Origin of the sequence: Bacillus sp. AFS018417, from assembly GCF_002560985.1 — a bacterium.
GTDB lineage: Bacteria > Bacillota > Bacilli > Bacillales > Bacillaceae_G > Bacillus_A > Bacillus_A rhizoplanae.
Window position 1 is genome coordinate 29,892 of record NZ_NTTM01000040.1, and the last position, 22,247, is coordinate 52,138.

A 22,247-nucleotide genomic window follows, 5' to 3' on the forward strand; every position below is an offset into this window, starting at 1 on the left:
AATAAAAAAATCCAATCCATATTAGGAAGGAGAAAGACACCAAATGACAAGAGAGTTCTCCTTAGAAAACACTCGTAATATTGGTATCATGGCTCACATCGATGCTGGTAAAACAACAGCAACTGAGCGTATCTTGTACTATACAGGACGCATTCACAAAATCGGTGAAACTCACGAAGGTGCATCTCAGATGGACTGGATGGAGCAAGAGCAAGAACGTGGTATCACAATTACTTCTGCAGCAACTACTGCTCAATGGAAAGGTCACCGTGTAAACATCATTGACACTCCAGGACACGTAGACTTCACTGTAGAAGTAGAACGTTCTTTACGCGTACTTGACGGTGCGGTAGCAGTACTTGACGCGCAATCTGGTGTAGAACCACAAACAGAAACTGTTTGGCGTCAGGCTACTACTTACGGTGTACCACGTATCGTGTTCGTTAACAAAATGGACAAGATCGGTGCAGACTTCTTATACTCTGTAGGAACAATTCATGACCGTTTACAAGCAAACGCACATCCAATTCAGTTACCAATCGGTGCTGAGGATCAGTTTACGGGAATTATCGACCTAGTAGAAGAGTGTGCATACATGTACACAAACGACTTAGGAACAGATATTCAACGTATTGAAATTCCTGCAGAACATAAAGAGCTAGCTGATGAATACCGTGGAAAACTTATCGAAGCGGTAGCAGAGCTTGATGAAGAAATGATGATGAAGTACCTAGAAGGTGAAGAAATCACTGTAGAAGAGCTTAAAGCTGGTATCCGTAAGGCTACAACTTCTGTAGAATTCTTCCCAGTAATCTGTGGTTCTGCATTCAAAAATAAAGGTGTTCAAATTCTGTTAGATGCAGTTATCGACTACCTACCATCTCCATTAGACGTACCTGCTATTAAAGGTACTCTTCCGGATACAGAGGAAGAAGTAGAACGTCATTCTAGCGATGAAGAGCCTTTCGCAGCATTAGCATTCAAAATCATGACTGACCCTTATGTTGGTAAGTTAACATTCTTCCGTGTGTACTCTGGTGTGTTAAACTCTGGATCATACGTGAAAAACTCAACTAAAGGTAAGCGTGAGCGTGTAGGTCGTATCCTACAAATGCACGCAAACAGCCGTGAAGAGATTTCAACAGTTTATGCTGGTGACATCGCTGCTGCTGTAGGTTTAAAAGATACTACAACTGGTGATACTCTTTGTGACGAGAAGAGCCTTGTTATCCTTGAGTCTATGGAATTCCCAGAGCCAGTTATCTCTGTAGCTATCGAACCAAAATCTAAAGCTGACCAAGATAAAATGGGTACAGCGTTATCTAAGCTTTCTGAAGAAGATCCAACATTCCGTGCTCACACTGACCAAGAAACTGGCCAAACAATCATCGCTGGTATGGGTGAACTTCACCTTGATATCATCGTTGACCGTATGCGCCGTGAATTCAAAGTGGAAGCAAACGTTGGTGCTCCTCAGGTAGCATACCGTGAGACTTTCCGCGCTTCTGCGAAAGTTGAAGGTAAGTTCGCTCGTCAATCTGGTGGTCGTGGACAATTCGGTCACGTTTGGATTGAGTTTGAACCTAACGAAGAAGGTAAAGGATTCGAATTCCAAAACAAGATCGTCGGTGGTGTAGTTCCACGTGAATACATCCCAGCTGTTGGAGCAGGTCTTGAAGATGCACTTAAAAATGGTGTACTTGCAGGATATCCTGTAGTAGACATTAAAGCTGCATTAGTTGACGGATCTTACCATGATGTTGACTCCTCTGAGATGGCGTTCAAAATCGCTGCATCTATGGCACTTAAAGCTGCGGTTTCTAAATGTAACCCAGTAATTCTTGAGCCAATGATGAAAGTTGAAGTTGTAATTCCTGAAGAGTACATGGGTGACATTATGGGTGACGTAACATCTCGCCGTGGACGTGTAGAAGGTATGGAAGCTCGCGGTAACGCGCAAGTTGTTCGCGCTATGGTTCCACTTTCTGAAATGTTCGGTTATGCAACGTCATTACGTTCTAACACGCAAGGACGCGGAACATTCTCAATGACATTTGATCATTATGAAGAAGTACCGAAGTCTATTTCAGAAGAAATTATTAAAAAAAATAAAGGTGAATAATTGATTTTTATCGATTGTTCAAGTATAACTACTTATGTAAGCTTAGAAAGCAGCGGGGCTTAGGCCCCTTACTTTCTAGTCTGAATATAAAATAATCTATATAACCAAGGAGGAATTTAGAATGGGAAAAGCTAAATTCGAACGTTCTAAACCACATGTTAACATTGGTACAATCGGCCACGTTGACCATGGTAAAACTACATTAACTGCTGCTATCACTACAGTTCTTGCAAAAGCTGGTGGTGCTGAAGCGAAAGGTTACGACCAAATCGATGCTGCTCCAGAAGAAAGAGAGCGCGGTATCACAATCTCAACTGCACACGTTGAGTACGAAACTGAAACTCGTCACTATGCACACGTTGACTGCCCAGGTCACGCTGACTATGTTAAAAACATGATCACTGGTGCTGCTCAAATGGACGGCGGTATCTTAGTAGTATCTGCTGCTGATGGCCCAATGCCTCAAACTCGTGAGCACATCCTTCTTTCTCGTCAAGTAGGTGTTCCTTACATCGTTGTATTCTTAAACAAATGCGACATGGTTGACGACGAAGAGTTATTAGAATTAGTAGAAATGGAAGTTCGCGATCTATTATCTGAATACGACTTCCCAGGCGATGATATCCCTGTAATTAAAGGTTCTGCTCTTAAAGCTCTTCAAGGAGATGCTGAGTGGGAAGCAAAAATCATCGAATTAATGAACGAAGTTGATGCTTACATCCCAACTCCAGAACGTGACACTGAAAAAGCATTCTTAATGCCTGTTGAGGACGTATTCTCTATCACAGGTCGTGGTACAGTTGCTACTGGTCGCGTAGAGCGCGGTGTAGTTAAAGTTGGTGACGTAGTAGAAATCATCGGTTTCACTGAAGAAAACAAATCTACAACTGTAACTGGTGTAGAAATGTTCCGTAAGCTTCTTGACCAAGCTCAAGCTGGAGACAACATCGGTGCTCTACTTCGTGGGGTTGCTCGTGAAGATATCCAACGTGGACAAGTTCTTGCTAAAACTGGCTCTGTAAAAGCTCACGCTAAATTCAAAGCTGAAGTTTTCGTTTTATCTAAAGAAGAAGGTGGACGTCACACTCCATTCTTCGCTAACTACCGCCCACAATTCTATTTCCGTACAACTGACGTAACTGGTATCATCCAATTACCAGAAGGTACTGAAATGGTAATGCCTGGCGATAACATTGAAATGACTATCGAGCTTATCGCTCCAATCGCGATCGAAGAAGGAACTAAGTTCTCTATTCGTGAAGGTGGACGTACAGTAGGTTACGGCGTAGTTGCAACTATCGTTGAGTAATCTTAACTGATATATGAGACCCAAGGGATTTTCCCTTGGGTTTTTTTATTTATCCGGCTATTTGTGAGTAGTAAGTCTTCACCTCAAAATTGAAAGAGAAGTGAGGAAGACGGGCAGAGGAAGAAAATCTACTGATGGAAGTTTCAATTTATAATAGATAAAGATCTATTTTTAAGTTTTGACGAGTTTCTTCTATAATATATAAATTGTAAAATTATTCATCCAGAAACTGTAAAAATAATTACAACAGATGAAAACTTGAAATTCTTTAAAGTGCCATGTATAATAGCAAAAGTAGAGAAAAGCAGAAGAAAACAAAAAGATGCTTGCATCTAGACGAATAACATTGTATAATAAACAATGTTGGTCTTTGACTGCGATGAAGTGGAAGGTTGCTGACACACCCGGCCGCTTTGCCATGGCGAGTGTGTGGAAATTTCCATGGAGAATGTCTATTTTTAAAATAGGCGAACGAAGGAGGGAAAATAATGGCAAAAGAAAAAATTCGTATTCGTTTAAAAGCTTACGATCACCGTATTCTTGATCAGTCAGCTGAGAAAATTGTAGAAACAGCTAAGCGTTCTGGGGCGACAGTTTCTGGTCCAATCCCATTACCAACTGAAAAAACTGTTTACACGATTCTTCGTGCGGTTCATAAATACAAAGATTCTCGTGAGCAATTCGAAATGCGCACGCACAAACGTCTAATCGACATCGTGAGCCCTACTCCACAAACAGTAGACTCTTTAATGCGTTTAGACTTACCATCTGGTGTAGATATCGAAATCAAACTATAATTTATATAAGTTAAAATGTAGGAGGTGTAACTCATGACCAAAGGAATCTTAGGAAAAAAGATCGGTATGACTCAAGTATTTGCTGAAAACGGCGAGCTAATTCCTGTAACTGTTATCGAAGCAACTCCAAACGTTGTTCTTCAAAAGAAAACTGTTGAAACTGATGGCTACAATGCAATTCAGTTAGGTTTTAATGACAAGCGCGAAAAATTAGCTAACAAACCTGAACAAGGTCACGTTGCTAAAGCAACTACTGCTCCTAAGCGCTTCATTCGCGAACTTCGCGATGCAGACGTGGAAGGACAAGAAGTTGGTCAAGAGGTAAAAGTAGAAGTTTTCGCTGCAGGTGAAACTGTAGACGTAACAGGTATTTCTAAAGGTAAAGGTTTCCAAGGTGCTATTAAACGCCACGGACAATCTCGCGGACCTATGTCTCACGGTTCTCGTTATCATCGTCGTCCTGGTTCAATGGGCCCTGTTGCTCCGAACCGTGTATTCAAAGGCAAAAAACTTGCTGGACGTATGGGTGGAGACCAAGTTACTATTCAAAACTTAGAAATCGTTCAAGTTGATGTTGAACGCAACTTACTGTTAGTAAAAGGCAACGTTCCTGGCGCTAAGAAATCTCTTGTAGTTGTTCGTAGTGCTGTTAAGGCTAGCAAATAATTCTCTATAAGAAAGGAGGAACCCCAATGCCAATAGTAAAGTTATTTAACCAAACTGGTTCTGAAGTTGGTGAAATCCAATTAGCTGAAACTGTTTTCGGTATCGAACCAAATGAAGCTGTACTTTTTGAAGCAGTAATGATGCAACGCGCATCTTTACGTCAAGGTACACATAAAGTAAAAACTCGCTCTGAAGTGCGCGGTGGAGGTCGTAAACCATGGCGTCAAAAAGGAACTGGACGTGCTCGTCAAGGTTCTATCCGCTCTCCTCAATGGCGTGGTGGTGGTACGGTATTCGGACCTACACCAAGAAGCTATGCATACAAACTACCTAAAAAAGTTCGTCGCTTAGCTATTAAATCTGCATTAGCTACTAAAGTAGTTGAGAACAACATCGTAGTTCTTGAAGACTTAGTGTTAAATGCACCAAAAACAAAAGACATGGTAGCAGTTCTTAAAGGATTAACTGTTGAGAAGAAAGCTCTTATCGTAACTGCTGATGTAAACGAAGCAGTTGAGTTATCTGCTCGCAATATTCCTGGAGTAACAGTAATCACTGCTGATGGCGTAAACGTTTTAGACGTGCTTCATCATGATAAGCTAATCATGACAAAAGCGGCAGTGGAAAAAGTAGAGGAGGTGCTTGCATAATGAAAGATCCTCGTGATATTATTAAGCGCCCAGTTGTCACTGAACGTTCTATGGAAATGATGGCTGAAAAAAAATACACGTTCGATGTGGACGTTAAAGCTAATAAAACGGAAGTTAAAGATGCTGTAGAAGCTATCTTTGGTGTTGAAGTTGATAAAGTAAATATCATGAACTACAAGCCAAAAGCAAAACGTGTTGGTCGTCACGCTGGTTTTACTAACCGTCGTCGTAAGGCAATCGTTAAGCTTACTGCTGACAGCAAAGAAATCGAGATCTTCCAAGGAGTTTAATTCTTACTAAAGAAGGAGGGAAAATCAGATGGCAATCAAAAAGTATAATCCAACTACTAACGGTCGTCGTAACATGACTACGAATGATTTCGCTGAAATCACGACTGATAGACCGGAAAAATCATTACTTGCGCCTTTAAGTAAAAAGGCTGGACGTAATAACCAAGGTAAAATCACTGTACGTCACCAAGGTGGCGGACACAAGCGTCAATACCGTATCATCGACTTTAAACGTAACAAAGATGGAATTCCTGGACGCGTTGCTACGATCGAATACGATCCGAACCGCTCTGCGAATATCGCATTAATTAACTACGTTGACGGTGAAAAACGTTACATCCTTGCTCCTAAAAACTTAGAAGTAGGTATGGAAATCATGTCTGGCCCAGAAGCGGACATTAAAATCGGTAACGCATTACCATTAATCAACATTCCAGTAGGTACAGTTGTTCATAACATCGAGCTTAAACCAGGTCGCGGTGGACAATTAGTTCGTTCTGCTGGTACATCTGCTCAAGTACTTGGTAAAGAAGGTAAATACGTACTTGTACGTTTAACTTCTGGTGAAGTACGCTTAGTTCTAGCTACTTGCCGCGCTACAGTAGGTCAAGTAGGTAATGAGCACCATGAACTTATTAAAATTGGTAAAGCGGGTCGTTCTCGCTGGTTAGGCAAGCGCCCAACTGTTCGTGGTTCTGTAATGAACCCAGTTGATCACCCACACGGTGGTGGTGAAGGTCGCTCACCAATCGGACGTAAGTCTCCAATGTCTCCATGGGGTAAACCAACTCTTGGATTCAAAACTCGTAAGAAAAATAAAGCGTCTGACAAATTCATCGTTCGTCGTCGTAAAAAATAATGGGGTTGTAGTACGGTTCATTTCTAGAGCCGTACGGCAATCACGAAGGGAGGCACCAAAATGGCTCGTAGCTTGAAAAAAGGACCATTTGTTGATGATCATTTAATGAACAAAATTGCAAAGTTAAATGAAACTGAGCAAAAACAAGTTGTAAAAACTTGGTCTCGTCGTTCAACGATCTTCCCACAGTTTATTGGTCATACAATCGCTGTATATGATGGTCGTAAACACGTTCCTGTATACGTAACTGAGGATATGGTTGGCCACAAGTTAGGTGAGTTCGCACCAACTCGTACGTACAAAGGTCATGATGCTGACGATAAGAAAACTAGAAGATAATGAGAGGAGGCACTTCAATGCAAGCTAAAGCAGTAGCGAGAACAGTTCGTATTGCTCCTCGTAAAGTTCGTTTAGTAGTAGACTTAATCCGAGGTAAGCAAGTGGGTGAAGCGATTGCTATCCTTAACCACACGCCAAAAACTGCTTCTCCAGTTGTAGAAAAAGTTTTGAAATCTGCAATTGCAAATGCAGAACATAACTATGAAATGGACATAAACAACTTAGTTGTTGAAAAAGTTTTCGTTGACGAAGGTCCAACGTTAAAACGTTTCCGTCCACGTGCAATGGGTCGTGCAAGCCAAATTAACAAACGCACAAGCCACATCACAGTTGTGGTATCAGAAAAGAAGGAGGGATAATCGATGGGTCAAAAGGTTAGTCCAGTTGGTCTTCGTGTCGGTATCATTCGTGATTGGGAATCTCGTTGGTACGCTGAAAAAGATTATGCTACATTCTTACATGAAGACATCAAAATTCGTGAGTACATCAATGTTCGCTTAAAAGATTCTGCTGTTTCTAAAGTAGAAATCGAGCGTGCAGCAAATCGTGTAAATGTTACAATTCACACTGCAAAACCTGGTATGGTAATTGGTAAAGGTGGTACAGAAGTTGAAGCACTTCGTAAAGCTCTTAACCAGTTAACAGGTAAACGTGTACACATCAACATTTTAGAAGTTAAGAGAGCTGATCTTGACGCTAAATTAGTAGGCGAAAACATTGCTCGTCAATTAGAAAACCGTGTATCTTTCCGTCGTGCACAGAAGCAAGCAATTCAACGTGCTATGCGTGCAGGAGCTAAAGGTATTAAAACACAGGTTTCTGGTCGTCTTGGCGGAGCTGATATCGCTCGTGCAGAATCTTACAGTGAAGGAACTGTTCCACTTCATACACTTCGCGCTGATATTGACTATGCAACAGCTGAAGCTGATACAACGTACGGTAAATTAGGTGTAAAAGTATGGATCTACCGTGGAGAAGTCCTTCCTACAAAAAAGAAAGCTTCTGAGGAAGGAGGAAAATAATATGTTAATGCCTAAACGCGTAAAATATCGTAGAGAACATCGTGGTAAAATGCGTGGTCGTGCAAAAGGTGGCGCTGAAGTACATTTTGGTGAGTTTGGTTTACAGTCTCAAGAGGCTTCTTGGATTACAAACCGTCAAATCGAAGCAGCTCGTCGTGCAATGACTCGTTATATGAAACGTGGCGGTAAAGTTTGGATTAAAATTTTCCCTTCTAAACCTTACACTGCTAAACCTCTAGAAGTACGTATGGGTTCCGGTAAAGGGGCTCCAGAAGGTTGGGTAGCAGTAGTAAAACCTGGAAAGGTTATGTTTGAAATTGCGGGTGTATCTGAAGAGGTAGCACGCGAAGCATTACGTCTTGCAGCTCACAAATTACCAGTGAAATGTAAATTCGTAAAACGTGAAGAAAATGGTGGTGAATCTAATGAAAACTAATGATATTCGTGAATTAACCACTGCCGAAATCGAAACAAAAGTTAAAGCTTTAAAGGAAGAGTTGTTTAATCTTCGCTTCCAGCTTGCTACAGGACAATTAGAGAATCCAACACGCATCCGTGAAGTGCGTAAAGCGATCGCTCGTATGAAAACTGTAGTTCGCGAAAGAGAGATCGGAATTAATCGATAAATTGAGGGGAGGTTTGCAAAGTGAGCGAACGTAACCAACGCAAAGTTTACACTGGTCGTGTTGTTTCTGACAAAATGGACAAAACGATTACAGTTTTAGTTGAAACTTACAAAACTCATTCCTTGTACGGAAAGCGCGTTAAGTATTCTAAGAAGTACAAAGCCCATGATGAGCAAAACCAAGCAAAAGTTGGCGATATCGTAAAAATCATGGAAACTCGCCCGCTTTCTGCTACTAAGCGTTTCCGTTTAGTTGAAATCGTTGAAGAAGCGGTTATTATCTAAATAGACGAATCGGAATTTTAAGTCCGAAGGGAGGTTTCATAACATGATCCAACAAGAATCTCGTTTAAAAGTAGCTGACAACTCTGGCGCACGTGAACTTTTAACAATCAAAGTATTAGGCGGCTCTGGTCGTAAATACGCAAACATCGGTGATATTATCGTTGCTACGGTAAAACAAGCAACACCAGGTGGCGTTGTTAAAAAAGGTGACGTTGTTAAAGCAGTAGTAGTACGTACGAAGAGCGGTGCTCGTCGTCCAGACGGTTCTTATATCAAATTTGATGAAAACGCAGCGGTTATCATTAAAGATGATAAGAGCCCACGTGGTACTCGTATCTTCGGACCAGTAGCTCGTGAATTACGTGATAACAACTTCATGAAGATCGTTTCTTTAGCTCCAGAAGTTCTATAATTTAAGGTCTTGCCTTGCTAAGGAGGTGCAGAAGTAAGATGCATGTAAAAAAAGGTGATAAAGTACAGGTAATCAGTGGTAAAGACAAAGGAAAACAAGGTGTTGTCCTTGCAGCTTTCCCAAAAGAAAACCGTGTTATCGTTGAGGGTGTTAACATCGTTAAGAAGCACTCTAAGCCATCTCAAATAAATCCACAAGGTGGAATTATCACGAAAGAAGCAGCTATCCACGTATCTAATGTTATGCCATTAGATCCTAAAACAGGTGTACCTACTCGCGTAGGCTACAAAGTGGAAGATGGTAAAAAAGTTCGTGTTGCAAAAAAATCTGGTGAATTGTTAGATAAATAAGTTCTATATGAAAGGAGGTCCCTTCATTGAATCGCCTTAAAGAGAAATTCCAAAAAGAAATTACTCCTGCTCTTATGAGCAAGTTTAACTATAAATCTGTAATGGAAGTACCGAAGATCGAAAAGATCGTAATCAACACTGGTGTTGGTGACGCGGTATCCAACTCTAAAGCATTAGACAGTGCTGTAGAAGAGTTAACACAAATCGCAGGTCAAAAACCTGTTGTAACTCGCGCTAAAAAATCTATCGCAGGATTCCGTCTTCGTGAGGGTATGCCTATCGGTGCAAAGGTTACTTTACGCGGCGAGCAAATGTATGAGTTCTTCGACAAATTAGTATCAGTTTCTTTACCACGTGTACGTGATTTCCGTGGTGTTTCTAAGAAATCTTTCGATGGTCGTGGTAACTACACATTAGGTGTTAAAGAGCAATTAATTTTCCCTGAGATTGATTATGATAAAGTAAGCAAAGTTCGTGGTATGGACATCGTAATCGTTACTACAGCGAAAACTGATGAAGAAGCTCGTGAACTATTAACACAATTCGGTATGCCATTCCAAAAATAATGGAAGCCAACGCTAAGTAGAGGAGGCGAAAACGTGGCTAAAAAATCTATGATTGCGAAACAAAAGCGTACTCCTAAGTTTAAAGTGCAAGATTATACACGTTGCGAGCGCTGCGGTCGTCCGCATTCTGTATACCGCAAATTTAAACTTTGCCGTATTTGTTTCCGTGAACTTGCATATAAAGGACAAATTCCTGGCGTTAAAAAAGCTAGTTGGTAATACCCACAAATGGGAAGGAGGTAAAACACATGGTGATGACAGATCCAATTGCAGATATGCTTACTCGCATCCGTAATGCGAACATGGTACGTCATGAGAAATTAGAAGTTCCTGCTTCTAAAATCAAAAAAGAAATCGCTGAAATCTTAAAACGTGAAGGTTTCATTCGTGATGTGGAATACATCGAGGATAACAAGCAAGGCATCCTTCGTATTTTCCTAAAATACGGTGTAAACAATGAGCGTGTAATCACTGGATTAAAGCGTATCAGTAAGCCTGGCTTACGCGTTTATGCAAAAGCTGATGAAGTACCACGTGTACTTAACGGATTAGGTATTGCACTTGTTTCTACATCTAAGGGAGTAATGACGGACAAAGACGCTCGTCAATTACAAACTGGTGGAGAAGTAGTAGCATACGTTTGGTAATTAATATTTAAACGAACGGAGGTGTGACCACATGTCTCGTATTGGTAAAAAGATTCTTGAAATCCCTGCAGGTGTTACAGTTACAGTAGCAGAAAATAATACTGTAACTGTAAAAGGACCTAAAGGTGAATTAACTCGTACTTTCAATGCTGATATGTCTATCAAGATTGAAGAAAATATCTTAACAGTAGAACGCCCTTCTGAACAGAAGGAACACCGTGCATTACACGGAACAACTCGTGCTCTTCTTGGAAACATGGTTGAAGGTGTAACAACAGGTTTCGCTCGCGGACTTGAATTAATCGGTGTTGGTTACCGTGCACAAAAACAAGGTGACAAACTTGTATTAAACGTAGGTTACTCTCACCCAGTTGAGATGACTCCAGAAGCTGGTCTTGAAGTTGAAGTTCCTGCTCCTACAAAGATCGTAATCAAAGGTATCGACAAGCAACGTGTTGGCGAATTCGCTGCTAACATTCGCGCTGTACGTGCTCCAGAGCCATACAAAGGCAAAGGTATTCGTTACGAAGGCGAAGTTGTACGTCGTAAAGAAGGTAAAACTGCTAAGTAAACCCGTTAGGTGAAAGAAAGGAGTGACAAGAATGATCACTAAACCTGATAAAAATGCGGTTCGTAGGAAAAGACATGCACGTGTACGTGCAAAGCTTGCTGGTACTGCTGAGCGTCCACGTTTAAACGTGTTCCGTTCTAATCAACACATTTACGCTCAAGTAATTGATGATGTAAACGGTGTAACATTAGCAAGCGCGTCTACTCTTGATAAAGAACTTACTCTTAACGGTACAGGCAACACTGAAGCTGCTACTAAAGTTGGCGAATTAGTTGCTAAACGTGCTGTAGAGAAAGGCGTTAAAGAAGTAGTATTTGATCGCGGCGGTTACTTATACCATGGTCGTGTTAAAGCTTTAGCTGAAGCTGCTCGTGAGGCTGGCTTACAATTTTAATGGTCAAAGGAGGGAAAATAGATGCGTCGCATTGACCCAAGTAAATTTGAACTTGAAGAACGTGTAGTTACGATAAACCGTGTTGCGAAAGTTGTTAAGGGTGGTCGTCGTTTCCGCTTCGCTGCACTGGTTGTAGTTGGCGATAAAAACGGTCATGTTGGATTCGGTACTGGTAAAGCGCAAGAGGTACCAGATGCAATCCGCAAGGCTATCGAAGATGCTAAGAAAAACTTAATCGAAGTACCATTAGTTGGTACAACAATTCCACACGTAATTATCGGTAAATTTGGAGCGGGTGAAGTATTCTTAAAACCTGCTGCAGAAGGTACTGGAGTTATCGCTGGTGGTCCAGTTCGTGCGGTTCTTGAATTAGCTGGTGTACAAGATATTCTTTCTAAATCTCTTGGTTCTAACACACCAATTAACATGATCCGTGCTACTGTAAATGGATTAAAAGATCTTAAGCGTGCTGAAGATGTTGCAAAATTACGCGGTAAATCTGTAGAAGAGCTACTAGGTTAAGAAGGAGGGAAAACATAATGGCGAAAAAGTTAGAAATTACCCTCACTCGTAGTGTAATTGGTCGTCCACAAGATCAACGTGCGACTGTAGAAGCTTTAGGTCTTAAAAAGTTGAATTCAACTGTAGTTAAGGAAGAAACTCCTGCTATTCGCGGTATGATCAACAAAGTTTCTCACCTTGTAACTGTAAAAGAAGCTTAATGATAACTCATCAATATAAGGAGGTGCCTGGGAATGAAACTTCATGAATTACAACCTGCAGAAGGTTCTCGTAAAGTTCGTAACCGTGTAGGTCGTGGTATCGGTTCTGGTAACGGTAAAACTGCTGGAAAAGGTCATAAAGGACAAAACGCACGTTCTGGTGGCGGTGTTCGTCTTGGTTTTGAAGGCGGTCAAACTCCATTATTCCGTCGTTTACCAAAACGCGGCTTTACAAACATTAACCGTAAAGAGTTTGCTATCGTTAACTTAACAACGTTAAATCGTTTTGAAGACGGTACAGAAGTAACACCTGAATTATTGCTTGAGACTGGCGTTATCAGCAAATTAAATGACGGTGTTAAAATTCTTGCAAACGGTGCGGTAGAGAAAAAGCTTACTGTTAAAGCTCACAAGTTCTCTTCAACTGCAAAAGAAGCGATTGAAGCGGCTGGCGGAACAGTTGAGGTGATCTAATGTTTCGCACAATCTCCAACTTTATGCGCGTTGCTGAGATAAGAAATAAAATATTGTTCACTTTAGCGATGTTAATCGTGTTTCGGATTGGCACGTTCATCCCAGTGCCTCATACAAATGCAGATGTACTGAGAGCGCAAGACCAGTTGAATGTATTGGGTATTCTGAATACATTTGGCGGCGGAGCCTTGAAAAAATTCTCCATCTTTGCGATGGGAATCATGCCGTACATTACAGCATCCATCATCGTGCAATTATTGCAGATGGATGTTGTTCCTAAATTTACGGAATGGTCAAAACAAGGGGAAATGGGTCGTCGTAAGTTAAATCAGTTTACCCGCTACTTTACAATTGTTCTTGCTTTTATTCAAGCACTCGGTATGTCAATCGGTTTTAACGGTATGGCAGGTGGACAGTTAATTACGGATCCTAGCTGGTCAACATACTTATATATTGCTACGGTACTGACTGCCGGAACTGCATTTCTAATGTGGTTAGGTGAGCAGATTACGGCAAAGGGAGTAGGAAATGGTATTTCTATTATTATCTTTGCAGGTATTACCGCAGCTATCCCAAATACTATAAGTCAAGTGTATGCACAGCAGTTCCAAAATGCCGGAGATGACTTGTTCATTAGTATCGTAAAAGTTGGTTTAATTTTGTTAGCTGTGTTAGCGGTTATTGTTGGTGTTATTTACATTCAACAAGCTGTTAGAAAGATCCCGATTCAATATGCGAAGCGCGTAACTGGAAATGGTGGTTATACTGGAGCACAAAACACTCATTTACCACTTAAGGTAAATAGTGCTGGTGTTATTCCGGTAATTTTTGCTGTTTCATTCTTGATTACGCCTCCGACTATTGCACAGTTTTTCCCGAAATATGAAATATCGCAGTGGATTATTAAGAACTTTAACTATACTCATCCAGTGGGTATGACAATATATGTTGCACTAATTATTGCCTTTGCATATTTCTATGCATTTGTTCAAGTGAATCCTGAACAGATGGCTGAAAACTTAAATAAACAAGGTGGATATGTTCCTGGTATTCGTCCGGGTAAGAATACAGAACAATATTTAACAAAAATCTTGTATCGTTTGACCTTTGTAGGTGCAATTTTCTTAGCGGCAATTGCAATTCTACCTGTTTTATTTATTCAATTTGCAAACCTGCCACAATCTGCGCAGATTGGTGGAACAAGTTTACTAATTGTTGTCGGTGTTGCTTTAGAGACAATGAAACAGCTCGAAAGTCAATTAGTGAGACGCCATTACAAAGGGTTTATCAAACAGTGAGTAAGTGGGAAGAGGCATCTTCCCTACATGCTCATTCATGAGGGGGAATACAGATGAACTTAATTTTAATGGGGCTTCCAGGTGCTGGTAAAGGTACACAAGCCGAAAAGATTGTTGCCAAGTATGACATCCCTCACATTTCAACAGGAGATATGTTTCGTGCTGCTATGAAAGATGAAACTGAACTTGGTTTACAAGCGAAGTCCTTTATTGATAAAGGAGCACTTGTACCAGATGAAGTTACAATCGGAATCGTGCGTGAGCGTTTAAGTCAAGAAGACTGCGTAAAAGGCTTCTTATTAGATGGTTTTCCGCGAACAGTTGCACAAGCTTCAGCTCTTGAAGAAATCATGAAAGATCTTGGCAAAAAGATTAATTATGTTTTAAACATTAATGTGGATTCAGGATTGTTGTTAAAACGTTTAACAGGTCGTCGCATTTGTAAAGAGTGCGGTGCGACTTACCACTTAGAATTCAATCCGCCAGCAAAAGAAGGCGTATGTGATAAATGTGGTGGCGAGTTATATCAGCGTTCTGATGACAATGAAGAAACTGTAGCAAATCGTTTAGAAGTGAATATTAAGCAAACAAAGCCGTTGCTTGATTTCTACGAAGAGCTTGGTTACTTAAAAAGCATTAATGGTGAGCAAGATATCGATAAAGTATTTGCTGATGTCGATCTTCTCATCGGAGGCTTAGCGTAATGATTATTTGCAAAACTCCTCGCGAAATCGAGATTATGCGAGAAGCTGGCAAGATTGTTGCTTTAACTCATCAAGAGTTAAAAAAGCATATTGCCCCAGGAATTACAACGAAAGAGCTCGATCAAATAGCGGAAAAAACGATTCTAAAATATGGCGGTTCGCCATCTTTTAAAGGATACAACGGATTTCCGGGAAGCATTTGTGCTTCGGTAAACGAAGAGCTTGTACACGGGATTCCAGGAAAGCGCAAGCTCCAAGAAGGCGATATTATTAGTATCGATATTGGTGCGAAATATAATGGATACCATGGAGATTCTGCATGGACGTATCCAGTAGGAAACATTTCCGAATCTGTTCAAAAGCTACTTGATGTCACAGAAAAATCGTTGTATCTTGGTTTAGAACAAGCAAAACCGGGCGAACGATTATCTAATGTTTCACATGCGATTCAAACGTATGTCGAAGATAATGGATTCTCGATCGTTAGGGAGTATGTCGGTCACGGAATCGGGCAAGACTTACATGAAGACCCACAAATCCCGCACTATGGTCCACCAAACCAAGGGCCTAGATTAAAACCGGGAATGGTCATTTGTGTTGAGCCGATGGTGAACCAAGGAAGACGATATGTAAAAACACTATCTGATGACTGGACAGTGGTAACGGTAGATGGTAAATGGTGTGCGCATTTTGAGCACACGATTGCTCTTACAGAAGCAGGATACGAAATCCTTACCACTTTATAGGTAGCTGGCTCTCCGGAATTTCAGAACAGTGTAGAATGTTACTGATTTGAAGAAGGGAGAACATTGAATGGCTAAAGATGATGTAATTGAAGTCGAAGGTACCGTTATTGAAACGTTGCCAAATGCTATGTTCAAAGTAGAATTAGAGAATGGGCATGTTGTGTTGGCTCACGTTTCTGGTAAAATCCGTATGAACTTCATTCGTATTTTACCAGGAGATAAAGTTACGGTAGAATTATCACCGTACGATTTAAATCGTGGTCGTATCACGTACCGCTTTAAATAATATAGCACTCCGTAATCTTTAAGGAGGTTCGAGACATGAAAGTAAGACCGTCAGTTAAGCCGATCTGCGAAAAATGTAAAGTTATTCGTAGACGTGGAAAAGTAATGGTTATTTGTGAAAACCCTAAACATAAACAAAAACAAGGTTAATCAGAAGGAGGTGCATTCGGAATGGCACGTATCGCAGGTGTAGATATTCCTCGTGACAAACGCGTTGTTATTTCTTTAACTTACGTATTCGGCATTGGTCGCACAACTGCTGAAAAAATTCTTGCTGAAGCTGGTGTTTCTGAAGAAACACGAGTTCGCGATTTAACTGAAGACGAATTAGGACGTATCCGTGATATCGTCGATCGTATCAAAGTTGAAGGAGACCTTCGTCGTGAAGTTTCTCTTAACATTAAACGTCTAATGGAGATCGGTTCTTACCGTGGTCTTCGTCACCGTCGTGGTTTACCAGTTCGTGGTCAAAACTCTAAAAACAATGCTCGTACACGTAAAGGTCCACGTCGTACAGTAGCAAATAAAAAGAAATAATAAGTAAAGGAGGTTGAACTAACAATGGCACGTAAAACAAACACTCGTAAAAAACGTGTGAAAAAGAATATTGAAGCTGGTATCGCTCATATTCGTTCTACTTTCAACAACACAATCGTAACTCTTACAGATACTCATGGTAACGCGCTTTCTTGGTCTAGTGCTGGTGCACTTGGTTTCCGTGGGTCTCGTAAATCTACTCCATTCGCTGCACAAATGGCTGCTGAAACTGCTGCTAAAGTTGCAATGGAGCATGGTTTAAAAACTTTAGAGGTTACTGTAAAAGGCCCTGGTGCTGGTCGTGAGGCTGCAATTCGTGCGCTTCAAGCTGCAGGTCTAGAAGTAACAGCAATTAGAGATGTTACTCCAGTACCTCATAATGGATGTCGTCCGCCAAAACGTCGTCGTGTATAATTTTTCTGTATAGATTTTTCCCTATTGTCTATAATGGATATGATGCATTATCGAGAAATTTCGTACAGAAACATCGCTTGTTGTGCACAATCGGGAACTGCCTAAGGGGGACTTTCGGTTAGACAGAGGTTTTTTCCTTTGTTTAGCCGAGGTTTCGACGTTTTGAAGGAGGGTTTAGTTAATGATTGAAATTGAAAAACCGAAAATCGAAACGGTTGAGCTTAACGAAGATGCTAAGTATGGTAAATTCGTTATTGAACCGCTTGAGCGTGGATATGGTACTACTTTGGGTAACTCCTTACGTCGTATCCTTTTATCCTCACTCCCTGGTGCCGCTGTTACTGCCATCCAAATCGATGGCGTATTACACGAATTTTCGACAGTTGAGGGTGTAGTAGAAGATGTTACAACGATCATCTTAAACTTGAAAAAGTTAGCTCTCAAAATCTACTCTGAAGAAGAGAAGACACTCGAAATCGATGTACAGGGCGAAGGTATTGTCACAGCTGCTGATATTACTCACGATAGTGATGTTGAAATCTTAAATCCAGATTTATACATTGCAACGTTAGCAAAGGATGCGCATTTCCGCGTGCGTTTAACTGCAAAGCGTGGCCGTGGGTATACGCCAGCTGATGCAAATAAGAGCGAGGATCAACCAATAGGTGTAATTCCTATTGATTCTATTTATACTCCAGTATCACGTGTGACTTACCAAGTGGAAAAGACACGTGTTGGACAAGTGGCAAATTATGATAAGCTTACGCTTGATGTATGGACGGATGGAAGCATCGGGCCAAAAGAAGCTATCTCTTTAGGTGCCAAAATCTTAACAGAGCATTTAAACATCTTTGTTGGTTTAACTGACGAAGCGCAAAATGCTGAGATTATGGTCGAGAAGGAAGAAGATCAAAAAGAAAAAGTTCTAGAAATGACAATTGAAGAACTTGATCTTTCTGTTCGTTCTTATAATTGCTTAAAACGTGCAGGTATTAACACTGTACAAGAGCTTGCGAACAAAACAGAAGAAGATATGATGAAAGTTCGTAACTTAGGACGTAAATCCTTAGAAGAAGTTAAGCATAAGCTAGAAGAACTAGGTTTAGGCTTACGTAAAGACGACTGAGGATTTAAACTCATCAACAAAGGAGGGAACTACGAATGGCATACAGAAAATTAGGCCGTACAAGTGCGCAGCGTAAAGCTATGTTACGTGACTTAGCTACTGATTTAATTATCAACGAGCGCATCCAAACGACAGAAACTCGTGCAAAAGAACTTCGTTCTGTAGTGGAAAAAATGATCACTTTAGGTAAACGCGGAGATCTTCATGCTCGTCGTCAAGCAGCTTCTTACATTCGTAATGAAGTTGCTAATGCTGAGACTGGTCAAGATGCATTACAAAAATTATTCGCTGATGTAGCTCCACGCTATGCTGAGCGTCAAGGCGGATACACTCGTATTGCAAAAATTGGTCCACGTCGCGGTGACGCTGCACCAATGGTAATTATCGAGTTAGTATAATGACAAGCAAAAGGGCAGGACAGTACTTTTTAAGTAACTGGTCATGGCCCTTTTTTTTTAAGTATAGAAGAAAACGCTTATCCCGCTATTTGCGGGTAGTAAGACTCCCACCTCAAGACTCAGAGAGAAGCGGGGAAGCTAGGCGGGAGATAACTGCCCGTAAAAGCCCGATTAGTTCAACTAACCATCAGTGGGGGATGAAAAACCCCTCACTGATAGAAGTTTCACTTTATTCGGCTGAATAATGGAAGAGGGTGCCCACGAGTGAAAAAAGAGAAGCTTCGTGCTGAGAACATATCATTTCAATATCCTCAAGCTGCTTCTTACGCCCTGCATGACGTTTCATTCTCTTTATATGAAGGAGAATGGGTATCTGTTATTGGGCAAAATGGGTCAGGAAAATCCACGCTTGCAAAGTTATTAAATGGCTTGTTTTTACCATCAGCAGGAACAATTACTGTAAATGAAACTCTTGTTTTATCTGAAGAAACTGTATGGGATATTCGAAAACAGATTGGAATGGTTTTTCAAAACCCAGATAATCAATTTGTCGGAACAACTGTACAGGATGATGTTGTCTTTGGACTTGAGAATGCCGGAATACCCAGGGAGCTAATGGTAGAACGTATGAAGCACGCTTTGGAGCTCGTTCGAATGGAAGATTTTCAAAATGAAGAACCTCACTACTTATCGGGTGGACAAAAGCAGCGCGTTGCAATTGCAGGTGTATTAGCACTTCAGCCGTCTATTTTAGTATTAGATGAGGCAACATCTATGCTTGACCCACAAGGCCGTAAAGAAGTGGTAGAAACAGTAAGAGATCTTGTTCGTACGAAAGGAATTACAGTTCTTTCGATTACTCACGATTTAGAAGAAGCGGCGCAGTCAGATCGTATTATTATTTTAAATCGCGGAGAACTATTAGAAGAAGGAACACCTGAGCACATTTTTCAATCACCGAAAATGCTGCAAGAAATCGGTTTAGATGTGCCATTTTCAGTGAAAATGGCAGAATTATTGAAAAGCAATAAAATTCCTTTACAATCAATGCATCTTACAATGGAAAGTTTGGTGAGCGAACTTTGGAGATTACATTCCAAAAAGTAGAGCATCGTTATCAATATAAAACCCCATTTGAAAAACGTGCCCTTTACGATATAGATATTTCGCTTCCTAGTGGTGGCTATTATGCCATTATCGGTCATACAGGGTCGGGTAAGTCAACGATGATTCAACATTTAAATGGCTTATTGCAACCAACGAGTGGTACTGTTCAAATTGGGGAATATAGAATTTCATCTCAAAAAAAAGCGAAGAAATTAAAACCTCTTCGAAAAAAAGTAGGGGTTGTTTTTCAATTTCCAGAACATCAATTATTTGAAGAAACGGTAGAAAAAGATATTTGCTTTGGGCCTTCAAATTTTGGTGTATCTGAAGAAGCAGCGAAACAAAAAGCAAAAGATGCCATTCGATTGGTTGGTCTATCAGAAGAACTATTAGAACGATCTCCGTTTGAATTAAGCGGAGGACAAATGAGACGTGTTGCTATTGCTGGTGTATTAGCAATGGAGCCGGAGGTATTAGTATTAGATGAGCCAACGGCAGGACTTGATCCGAAGGGCCAGAATGAGCTTATGGAGATGTTTTATCATCTTCACAAGCAAAACAATCTTACGGTGATTCTTGTGACACATAATATGGAGGATGCTGCAAAATATGCAGACAACATTGTTGTCATGCATAAAGGAACGGTCTTTTTGCAAGGAACATCAGAAGAAGTCTTTACGTATGCAGATGAGCTTGAACAAATTGGTGTGTCTCTTCCGATGCCGCTGAAGTATAAGCGAGAAATTGAAGAGAAATTAGGCATTTCTATCCCGAAAGCCACCTTGTCTTTAGAAGATTTAGCAGATGAAGTCATACAACTGTTTAGAAAAGGTGGGGATTCATCATGCAGCAGTTAATTATTGGAAGATATATTCCGGGAGAATCTGCCATTCATAGACTCGATCCTCGAACAAAACTGTTAATGGTCTTTTTATATGTATTTGTTGTATTTTTAGCAAATAATGCAATTTCATATGGCTTGCTATTTTTGTATGCACTCATTGCTTTGTTCTTTGCAAAAGTGCCGATTCGCTATGTTCTTTCTGGATTAAAACCTGTTTTATGGATTTTCTTATTCACTTTCTTTCTGCATATTTTTACAACAAAAGAAGGTGCTGTACTCGTTCAATTTGGATGGTTTTCTATATATGAGAAAGGGTTGGAGCAGGGAATTTATATTTCCATTCGTTTTTTGGTCATTATTTTAATGACCACTCTATTAACGTTAACAACAACGCCAATTGAAATTACAGATGGTATGGAAACGCTGTTGCATCCTTTAAAACGTATAAAAGTTCCTGTTCATGAAATTGCACTTATGATGTCTATTTCACTGCGCTTTATTCCAACTTTGATGGATGAAACGAGTAAAATTATGAAAGCACAAGCTTCTCGTGGTATAGACTTTGCAGGTGGTCCAATGAAAGATAGGTTGAAAGCGATTATCTCGTTACTTGTACCACTATTTATTAGTGCGTTTAAACGTGCAGAAGACTTAGCGATTGCTATGGAAGCACGAGGTTATCAAAGCAACGGATACCGTACGAAATTCCGGCAGCTAGAATGGAAATGGATCGATACATTAACACTCTTAAGCCTATTTGGTTTAGCGTGTATTTTAATTTTAGTTCGATCGTAATGGAGAGTATGAATATGGAAAGAATAAAATGCACAGTTTCGTATGATGGAATTAACTTTTGCGGATATCAAATTCAACCGAATCAACGTACTGTTCAACAAGAAATAGAGAAAGCTTTGCAAAAGGTGCATAAAGGGGAAGCTGTTCGTGTACAAGCGTCAGGAAGAACAGATTCCACTGTCCATGCCAAAGGCCAAGTCATTCATTTTGATACACCACTATCATTAACAGGAGAGCAATGGATGGCAGCTTTAAATACAATGCTGCCAGATGATATTGCTGTGGAGCAGGCTGAGCAAAAAACTTTAGATTTTCACGCACGATATGGTGTTGTAAAAAAGGAATATCGCTATCGTGTATTATTATCTAAAAAAGCTGATGTATTCCGTAGAAATTACGTATATCAGTATCCATATGCATTAGAAGTAGAATCCATCCGAAAAGCAATTCCTTATTTTATTGGAACGCATGATTTTACTTCATTTTGTTCGGCAAAAACTGATAAAAAGGATAAAGTGCGAACAATTTATGAAATAGATTTAATAGAACAAGGTGATGAGCTAGTCTTTCGTTTTGTTGGAAATGGTTTTTTATATAACATGGTTCGAATTATTGTTGGTACGCTGCTTAGCGTCGGTAAAGGAAAGATTGCTCCTGAAAGCATTCCAGATATTTTTAAAAAACAAGACCGCCGTTTTGCTGGGAAGATGGTACCGGGGCAAGGCCTTTATTTATGGCAGGTAAACTATAACAACTAATCCTGGTGTAACATTTGCTTGACATTAGAAACTCAAAAGGATATCATAACATATGGTATTGTTTCTAAGACCACGATTAGCCCCGGAAGGAAATCGTGTTTAAGATAAACAATAGAATTTTTTCTATGAAAAGAT

36 protein-coding genes are annotated in these 22,247 nt (G+C 40.4%); all 36 read left to right on the top strand.

All coding sequences use genetic code 11. From position 1 onward, the window contains the following. Positions 1–43: 43 nt before the first annotated feature. The 36 genes from fusA to truA all read left to right on the top strand — a co-directional run bounded on the left by fusA (position 44) and on the right by truA (position 22,112). On the top strand, positions 44–2,122 hold the full coding sequence (fusA, locus tag CN326_RS16005; protein ID WP_098309997.1) for an elongation factor G: 2,079 nt from the start codon (positions 44–46) through the stop codon (positions 2,120–2,122). A 121-nt stretch (positions 2,123–2,243) separates the two neighbouring features. After that, positions 2,244–3,431 carry an elongation factor Tu gene (tuf, locus tag CN326_RS16010; RefSeq protein ID WP_098309998.1) on the top strand — a complete coding sequence of 396 codons (1,188 nt, stop codon included), beginning with the start codon at positions 2,244–2,246 and terminating at the stop codon, positions 3,429–3,431. Between the two features lie 488 nt (positions 3,432–3,919). Next, complete coding sequence (gene rpsJ, locus CN326_RS16015; protein WP_001040596.1) at positions 3,920–4,228, top strand: 30S ribosomal protein S10; 309 nt, start codon at positions 3,920–3,922, stop codon at positions 4,226–4,228. A gap of 33 nt (positions 4,229–4,261) precedes the next feature. After that, positions 4,262–4,894: a 50S ribosomal protein L3 gene (gene rplC / locus CN326_RS16020; protein ID WP_098309999.1), complete on the top strand. Its 633-nt coding sequence runs from the start codon at positions 4,262–4,264 to the stop codon at positions 4,892–4,894. Between the two features lie 26 nt (positions 4,895–4,920). After that, positions 4,921–5,544 carry a 50S ribosomal protein L4 gene (gene rplD, locus CN326_RS16025; protein ID WP_098310000.1) on the top strand — a complete coding sequence of 208 codons (624 nt, stop codon included), beginning with the start codon at positions 4,921–4,923 and terminating at the stop codon, positions 5,542–5,544. Continuing rightward, positions 5,544–5,834, top strand: coding sequence for a 50S ribosomal protein L23 (rplW, locus tag CN326_RS16030; RefSeq protein WP_098310001.1), 291 nt, complete (start codon positions 5,544–5,546; stop codon positions 5,832–5,834). Before rplD ends, rplW begins: the two co-directional genes overlap by 1 nt. A 28-nt stretch (positions 5,835–5,862) precedes the next feature. Further along, a complete protein-coding gene (gene rplB, locus CN326_RS16035) occupies positions 5,863–6,693 on the top strand; it encodes a 50S ribosomal protein L2 (protein ID WP_098310002.1) in 831 nt (276 codons plus the stop codon). Positions 6,694–6,753: 60 nt separating this feature from the next. Beyond that, positions 6,754–7,032 carry a 30S ribosomal protein S19 gene (gene rpsS, locus CN326_RS16040; protein WP_020062296.1) on the top strand — a complete coding sequence of 93 codons (279 nt, stop codon included), beginning with the start codon at positions 6,754–6,756 and terminating at the stop codon, positions 7,030–7,032. A 17-nt stretch (positions 7,033–7,049) separates the two neighbouring features. Continuing rightward, on the top strand, positions 7,050–7,391 hold the full coding sequence (gene rplV, locus CN326_RS16045; RefSeq protein ID WP_001148024.1) for a 50S ribosomal protein L22: 342 nt from the start codon (positions 7,050–7,052) through the stop codon (positions 7,389–7,391). 3 nt (positions 7,392–7,394) lie between these two features. Next, the gene (gene rpsC, locus CN326_RS16050) at positions 7,395–8,054 is read left to right on the top strand and encodes a 30S ribosomal protein S3 (protein ID WP_020062297.1); all 660 of its coding nucleotides are present in this window, start codon (positions 7,395–7,397) and stop codon (positions 8,052–8,054) included. A gap of 1 nt (position 8,055) precedes the next feature. Further along, positions 8,056–8,490, top strand: a complete 435-nt coding sequence (gene rplP / locus CN326_RS16055) for a 50S ribosomal protein L16 (protein ID WP_020062298.1) — start codon at positions 8,056–8,058, stop codon at positions 8,488–8,490. Next, positions 8,480–8,680, top strand: a complete 201-nt coding sequence (gene rpmC / locus CN326_RS16060) for a 50S ribosomal protein L29 (protein ID WP_000855718.1) — start codon at positions 8,480–8,482, stop codon at positions 8,678–8,680. Before rplP ends, rpmC begins: the two co-directional genes overlap by 11 nt. Positions 8,681–8,700: 20 nt before the next feature. Next, positions 8,701–8,964, top strand: coding sequence for a 30S ribosomal protein S17 (rpsQ, locus tag CN326_RS16065; RefSeq protein ID WP_011983253.1), 264 nt, complete (start codon positions 8,701–8,703; stop codon positions 8,962–8,964). Between the two features lie 43 nt (positions 8,965–9,007). After that, a complete protein-coding gene (gene rplN, locus CN326_RS16070) occupies positions 9,008–9,376 on the top strand; it encodes a 50S ribosomal protein L14 (protein ID WP_035433708.1) in 369 nt (122 codons plus the stop codon). Between the two features lie 38 nt (positions 9,377–9,414). Beyond that, entirely contained in the window at positions 9,415–9,726 is a 312-nt protein-coding gene (rplX, locus tag CN326_RS16075) for a 50S ribosomal protein L24 (RefSeq protein WP_098310003.1), read from the top strand. 26 nt (positions 9,727–9,752) lie between these two features. After that, on the top strand, positions 9,753–10,292 hold the full coding sequence (gene rplE / locus CN326_RS16080) for a 50S ribosomal protein L5 (protein ID WP_020062301.1): 540 nt from the start codon (positions 9,753–9,755) through the stop codon (positions 10,290–10,292). A 33-nt stretch (positions 10,293–10,325) separates the two neighbouring features. Beyond that, positions 10,326–10,511 carry a 30S ribosomal protein S14 gene (rpsN, locus tag CN326_RS16085; RefSeq protein ID WP_020062302.1) on the top strand — a complete coding sequence of 62 codons (186 nt, stop codon included), beginning with the start codon at positions 10,326–10,328 and terminating at the stop codon, positions 10,509–10,511. Between the two features lie 29 nt (positions 10,512–10,540). Then, entirely contained in the window at positions 10,541–10,939 is a 399-nt protein-coding gene (gene rpsH, locus CN326_RS16090; RefSeq protein ID WP_020062303.1) for a 30S ribosomal protein S8, read from the top strand. A gap of 31 nt (positions 10,940–10,970) precedes the next feature. After that, entirely contained in the window at positions 10,971–11,510 is a 540-nt protein-coding gene (gene rplF, locus CN326_RS16095; RefSeq protein ID WP_098310004.1) for a 50S ribosomal protein L6, read from the top strand. 31 nt (positions 11,511–11,541) lie between these two features. Beyond that, positions 11,542–11,904: a 50S ribosomal protein L18 gene (gene rplR, locus CN326_RS16100; RefSeq protein ID WP_098310005.1), complete on the top strand. Its 363-nt coding sequence runs from the start codon at positions 11,542–11,544 to the stop codon at positions 11,902–11,904. A 21-nt stretch (positions 11,905–11,925) separates the two neighbouring features. Further along, positions 11,926–12,426 carry a 30S ribosomal protein S5 gene (gene rpsE, locus CN326_RS16105; protein ID WP_098310006.1) on the top strand — a complete coding sequence of 167 codons (501 nt, stop codon included), beginning with the start codon at positions 11,926–11,928 and terminating at the stop codon, positions 12,424–12,426. 17 nt (positions 12,427–12,443) lie between these two features. Further along, complete coding sequence (gene rpmD, locus CN326_RS16110) at positions 12,444–12,626, top strand: 50S ribosomal protein L30 (RefSeq protein WP_020062307.1); 183 nt, start codon at positions 12,444–12,446, stop codon at positions 12,624–12,626. Between the two features lie 33 nt (positions 12,627–12,659). Beyond that, positions 12,660–13,100 carry a 50S ribosomal protein L15 gene (gene rplO / locus CN326_RS16115; RefSeq protein WP_098310007.1) on the top strand — a complete coding sequence of 147 codons (441 nt, stop codon included), beginning with the start codon at positions 12,660–12,662 and terminating at the stop codon, positions 13,098–13,100. Further along, positions 13,100–14,398 carry a preprotein translocase subunit SecY gene (gene secY / locus CN326_RS16120; protein WP_098310008.1) on the top strand — a complete coding sequence of 433 codons (1,299 nt, stop codon included), beginning with the start codon at positions 13,100–13,102 and terminating at the stop codon, positions 14,396–14,398. The genes rplO and secY overlap by 1 nt, the downstream gene beginning before the upstream one ends. Before the next feature lie 53 nt (positions 14,399–14,451). Then, positions 14,452–15,102 (top strand): adenylate kinase, encoded by a 651-nt coding sequence (locus tag CN326_RS16125; protein ID WP_098310009.1) that lies wholly within the window; start codon positions 14,452–14,454, stop codon positions 15,100–15,102. After that, complete coding sequence (map, locus tag CN326_RS16130; RefSeq protein ID WP_098310010.1) at positions 15,102–15,848, top strand: type I methionyl aminopeptidase; 747 nt, start codon at positions 15,102–15,104, stop codon at positions 15,846–15,848. The genes CN326_RS16125 and map overlap by 1 nt, the downstream gene beginning before the upstream one ends. Before the next feature lie 67 nt (positions 15,849–15,915). Beyond that, positions 15,916–16,134, top strand: coding sequence for a translation initiation factor IF-1 (infA, locus tag CN326_RS16135; RefSeq protein WP_020062312.1), 219 nt, complete (start codon positions 15,916–15,918; stop codon positions 16,132–16,134). 35 nt (positions 16,135–16,169) lie between these two features. After that, positions 16,170–16,283: a 50S ribosomal protein L36 gene (gene rpmJ, locus CN326_RS16140; protein WP_000868344.1), complete on the top strand. Its 114-nt coding sequence runs from the start codon at positions 16,170–16,172 to the stop codon at positions 16,281–16,283. Positions 16,284–16,304: 21 nt separating this feature from the next. After that, positions 16,305–16,670, top strand: coding sequence for a 30S ribosomal protein S13 (gene rpsM, locus CN326_RS16145; RefSeq protein WP_035433696.1), 366 nt, complete (start codon positions 16,305–16,307; stop codon positions 16,668–16,670). Between the two features lie 24 nt (positions 16,671–16,694). Next, positions 16,695–17,084, top strand: coding sequence for a 30S ribosomal protein S11 (gene rpsK / locus CN326_RS16150; protein ID WP_003194384.1), 390 nt, complete (start codon positions 16,695–16,697; stop codon positions 17,082–17,084). Positions 17,085–17,265: 181 nt separating this feature from the next. Beyond that, a complete protein-coding gene (locus CN326_RS16155; protein WP_000569645.1) occupies positions 17,266–18,210 on the top strand; it encodes a DNA-directed RNA polymerase subunit alpha in 945 nt (314 codons plus the stop codon). 35 nt (positions 18,211–18,245) lie between these two features. Further along, entirely contained in the window at positions 18,246–18,608 is a 363-nt protein-coding gene (gene rplQ / locus CN326_RS16160; RefSeq protein WP_098310011.1) for a 50S ribosomal protein L17, read from the top strand. Positions 18,609–18,872: 264 nt separating this feature from the next. Then, on the top strand, positions 18,873–19,715 hold the full coding sequence (locus CN326_RS16170; protein WP_098310013.1) for an energy-coupling factor ABC transporter ATP-binding protein: 843 nt from the start codon (positions 18,873–18,875) through the stop codon (positions 19,713–19,715). Continuing rightward, positions 19,691–20,572, top strand: coding sequence for an energy-coupling factor ABC transporter ATP-binding protein (locus tag CN326_RS16175; RefSeq protein ID WP_098310014.1), 882 nt, complete (start codon positions 19,691–19,693; stop codon positions 20,570–20,572). The genes CN326_RS16170 and CN326_RS16175 overlap by 25 nt, the downstream gene beginning before the upstream one ends. Then, positions 20,560–21,354: an energy-coupling factor transporter transmembrane component T family protein gene (locus tag CN326_RS16180; protein ID WP_098310015.1), complete on the top strand. Its 795-nt coding sequence runs from the start codon at positions 20,560–20,562 to the stop codon at positions 21,352–21,354. Before CN326_RS16175 ends, CN326_RS16180 begins: the two co-directional genes overlap by 13 nt. Before the next feature lie 14 nt (positions 21,355–21,368). Then, positions 21,369–22,112: a tRNA pseudouridine(38-40) synthase TruA gene (gene truA, locus CN326_RS16185; RefSeq protein ID WP_098310016.1), complete on the top strand. Its 744-nt coding sequence runs from the start codon at positions 21,369–21,371 to the stop codon at positions 22,110–22,112. Positions 22,113–22,247: the final 135 nt, after the last annotated feature.

What these genes read in the sequence shown, in the direction of transcription:
- rpmC (WP_000855718.1), top strand. Translation starts at nt 8,480, where the DNA reads ATGAAAACTAATGATATTCGTGAATTAACCACTGCCGAAATCGAAACA.
- rplR (WP_098310005.1), top strand. Translation starts at nt 11,542, where the DNA reads ATGATCACTAAACCTGATAAAAATGCGGTTCGTAGGAAAAGACATGCA.
- rpmD (WP_020062307.1), top strand. Translation starts at nt 12,444, where the DNA reads ATGGCGAAAAAGTTAGAAATTACCCTCACTCGTAGTGTAATTGGTCGT.
- map (WP_098310010.1), top strand. Translation starts at nt 15,102, where the DNA reads ATGATTATTTGCAAAACTCCTCGCGAAATCGAGATTATGCGAGAAGCT.
- tuf (WP_098309998.1), top strand. Translation starts at nt 2,244, where the DNA reads ATGGGAAAAGCTAAATTCGAACGTTCTAAACCACATGTTAACATTGGT.
- rpsK (WP_003194384.1), top strand. Translation starts at nt 16,695, where the DNA reads ATGGCACGTAAAACAAACACTCGTAAAAAACGTGTGAAAAAGAATATT.
- CN326_RS16180 (WP_098310015.1), top strand. Translation starts at nt 20,560, where the DNA reads ATGCAGCAGTTAATTATTGGAAGATATATTCCGGGAGAATCTGCCATT.
- truA (WP_098310016.1), top strand. Translation starts at nt 21,369, where the DNA reads ATGGAAAGAATAAAATGCACAGTTTCGTATGATGGAATTAACTTTTGC.
- rplW (WP_098310001.1), top strand. Translation starts at nt 5,544, where the DNA reads ATGAAAGATCCTCGTGATATTATTAAGCGCCCAGTTGTCACTGAACGT.
- rpsC (WP_020062297.1), top strand. Translation starts at nt 7,395, where the DNA reads ATGGGTCAAAAGGTTAGTCCAGTTGGTCTTCGTGTCGGTATCATTCGT.
- secY (WP_098310008.1), top strand. Translation starts at nt 13,100, where the DNA reads ATGTTTCGCACAATCTCCAACTTTATGCGCGTTGCTGAGATAAGAAAT.
- rpmJ (WP_000868344.1), top strand. Translation starts at nt 16,170, where the DNA reads ATGAAAGTAAGACCGTCAGTTAAGCCGATCTGCGAAAAATGTAAAGTT.
- rplV (WP_001148024.1), top strand. Translation starts at nt 7,050, where the DNA reads ATGCAAGCTAAAGCAGTAGCGAGAACAGTTCGTATTGCTCCTCGTAAA.
- rplX (WP_098310003.1), top strand. Translation starts at nt 9,415, where the DNA reads ATGCATGTAAAAAAAGGTGATAAAGTACAGGTAATCAGTGGTAAAGAC.
- fusA (WP_098309997.1), top strand. Translation starts at nt 44, where the DNA reads ATGACAAGAGAGTTCTCCTTAGAAAACACTCGTAATATTGGTATCATG.
- rpsJ (WP_001040596.1), top strand. Translation starts at nt 3,920, where the DNA reads ATGGCAAAAGAAAAAATTCGTATTCGTTTAAAAGCTTACGATCACCGT.
- CN326_RS16125 (WP_098310009.1), top strand. Translation starts at nt 14,452, where the DNA reads ATGAACTTAATTTTAATGGGGCTTCCAGGTGCTGGTAAAGGTACACAA.
- rplC (WP_098309999.1), top strand. Translation starts at nt 4,262, where the DNA reads ATGACCAAAGGAATCTTAGGAAAAAAGATCGGTATGACTCAAGTATTT.
- rplP (WP_020062298.1), top strand. Translation starts at nt 8,056, where the DNA reads ATGTTAATGCCTAAACGCGTAAAATATCGTAGAGAACATCGTGGTAAA.
- rplO (WP_098310007.1), top strand. Translation starts at nt 12,660, where the DNA reads ATGAAACTTCATGAATTACAACCTGCAGAAGGTTCTCGTAAAGTTCGT.
- rpsE (WP_098310006.1), top strand. Translation starts at nt 11,926, where the DNA reads ATGCGTCGCATTGACCCAAGTAAATTTGAACTTGAAGAACGTGTAGTT.
- rplQ (WP_098310011.1), top strand. Translation starts at nt 18,246, where the DNA reads ATGGCATACAGAAAATTAGGCCGTACAAGTGCGCAGCGTAAAGCTATG.
- rplF (WP_098310004.1), top strand. Translation starts at nt 10,971, where the DNA reads ATGTCTCGTATTGGTAAAAAGATTCTTGAAATCCCTGCAGGTGTTACA.
- infA (WP_020062312.1), top strand. Translation starts at nt 15,916, where the DNA reads ATGGCTAAAGATGATGTAATTGAAGTCGAAGGTACCGTTATTGAAACG.
- rplD (WP_098310000.1), top strand. Translation starts at nt 4,921, where the DNA reads ATGCCAATAGTAAAGTTATTTAACCAAACTGGTTCTGAAGTTGGTGAA.
- rplN (WP_035433708.1), top strand. Translation starts at nt 9,008, where the DNA reads ATGATCCAACAAGAATCTCGTTTAAAAGTAGCTGACAACTCTGGCGCA.
- rplB (WP_098310002.1), top strand. Translation starts at nt 5,863, where the DNA reads ATGGCAATCAAAAAGTATAATCCAACTACTAACGGTCGTCGTAACATG.
- rpsS (WP_020062296.1), top strand. Translation starts at nt 6,754, where the DNA reads ATGGCTCGTAGCTTGAAAAAAGGACCATTTGTTGATGATCATTTAATG.
- rpsH (WP_020062303.1), top strand. Translation starts at nt 10,541, where the DNA reads ATGGTGATGACAGATCCAATTGCAGATATGCTTACTCGCATCCGTAAT.
- CN326_RS16155 (WP_000569645.1), top strand. Translation starts at nt 17,266, where the DNA reads ATGATTGAAATTGAAAAACCGAAAATCGAAACGGTTGAGCTTAACGAA.
- rpsM (WP_035433696.1), top strand. Translation starts at nt 16,305, where the DNA reads ATGGCACGTATCGCAGGTGTAGATATTCCTCGTGACAAACGCGTTGTT.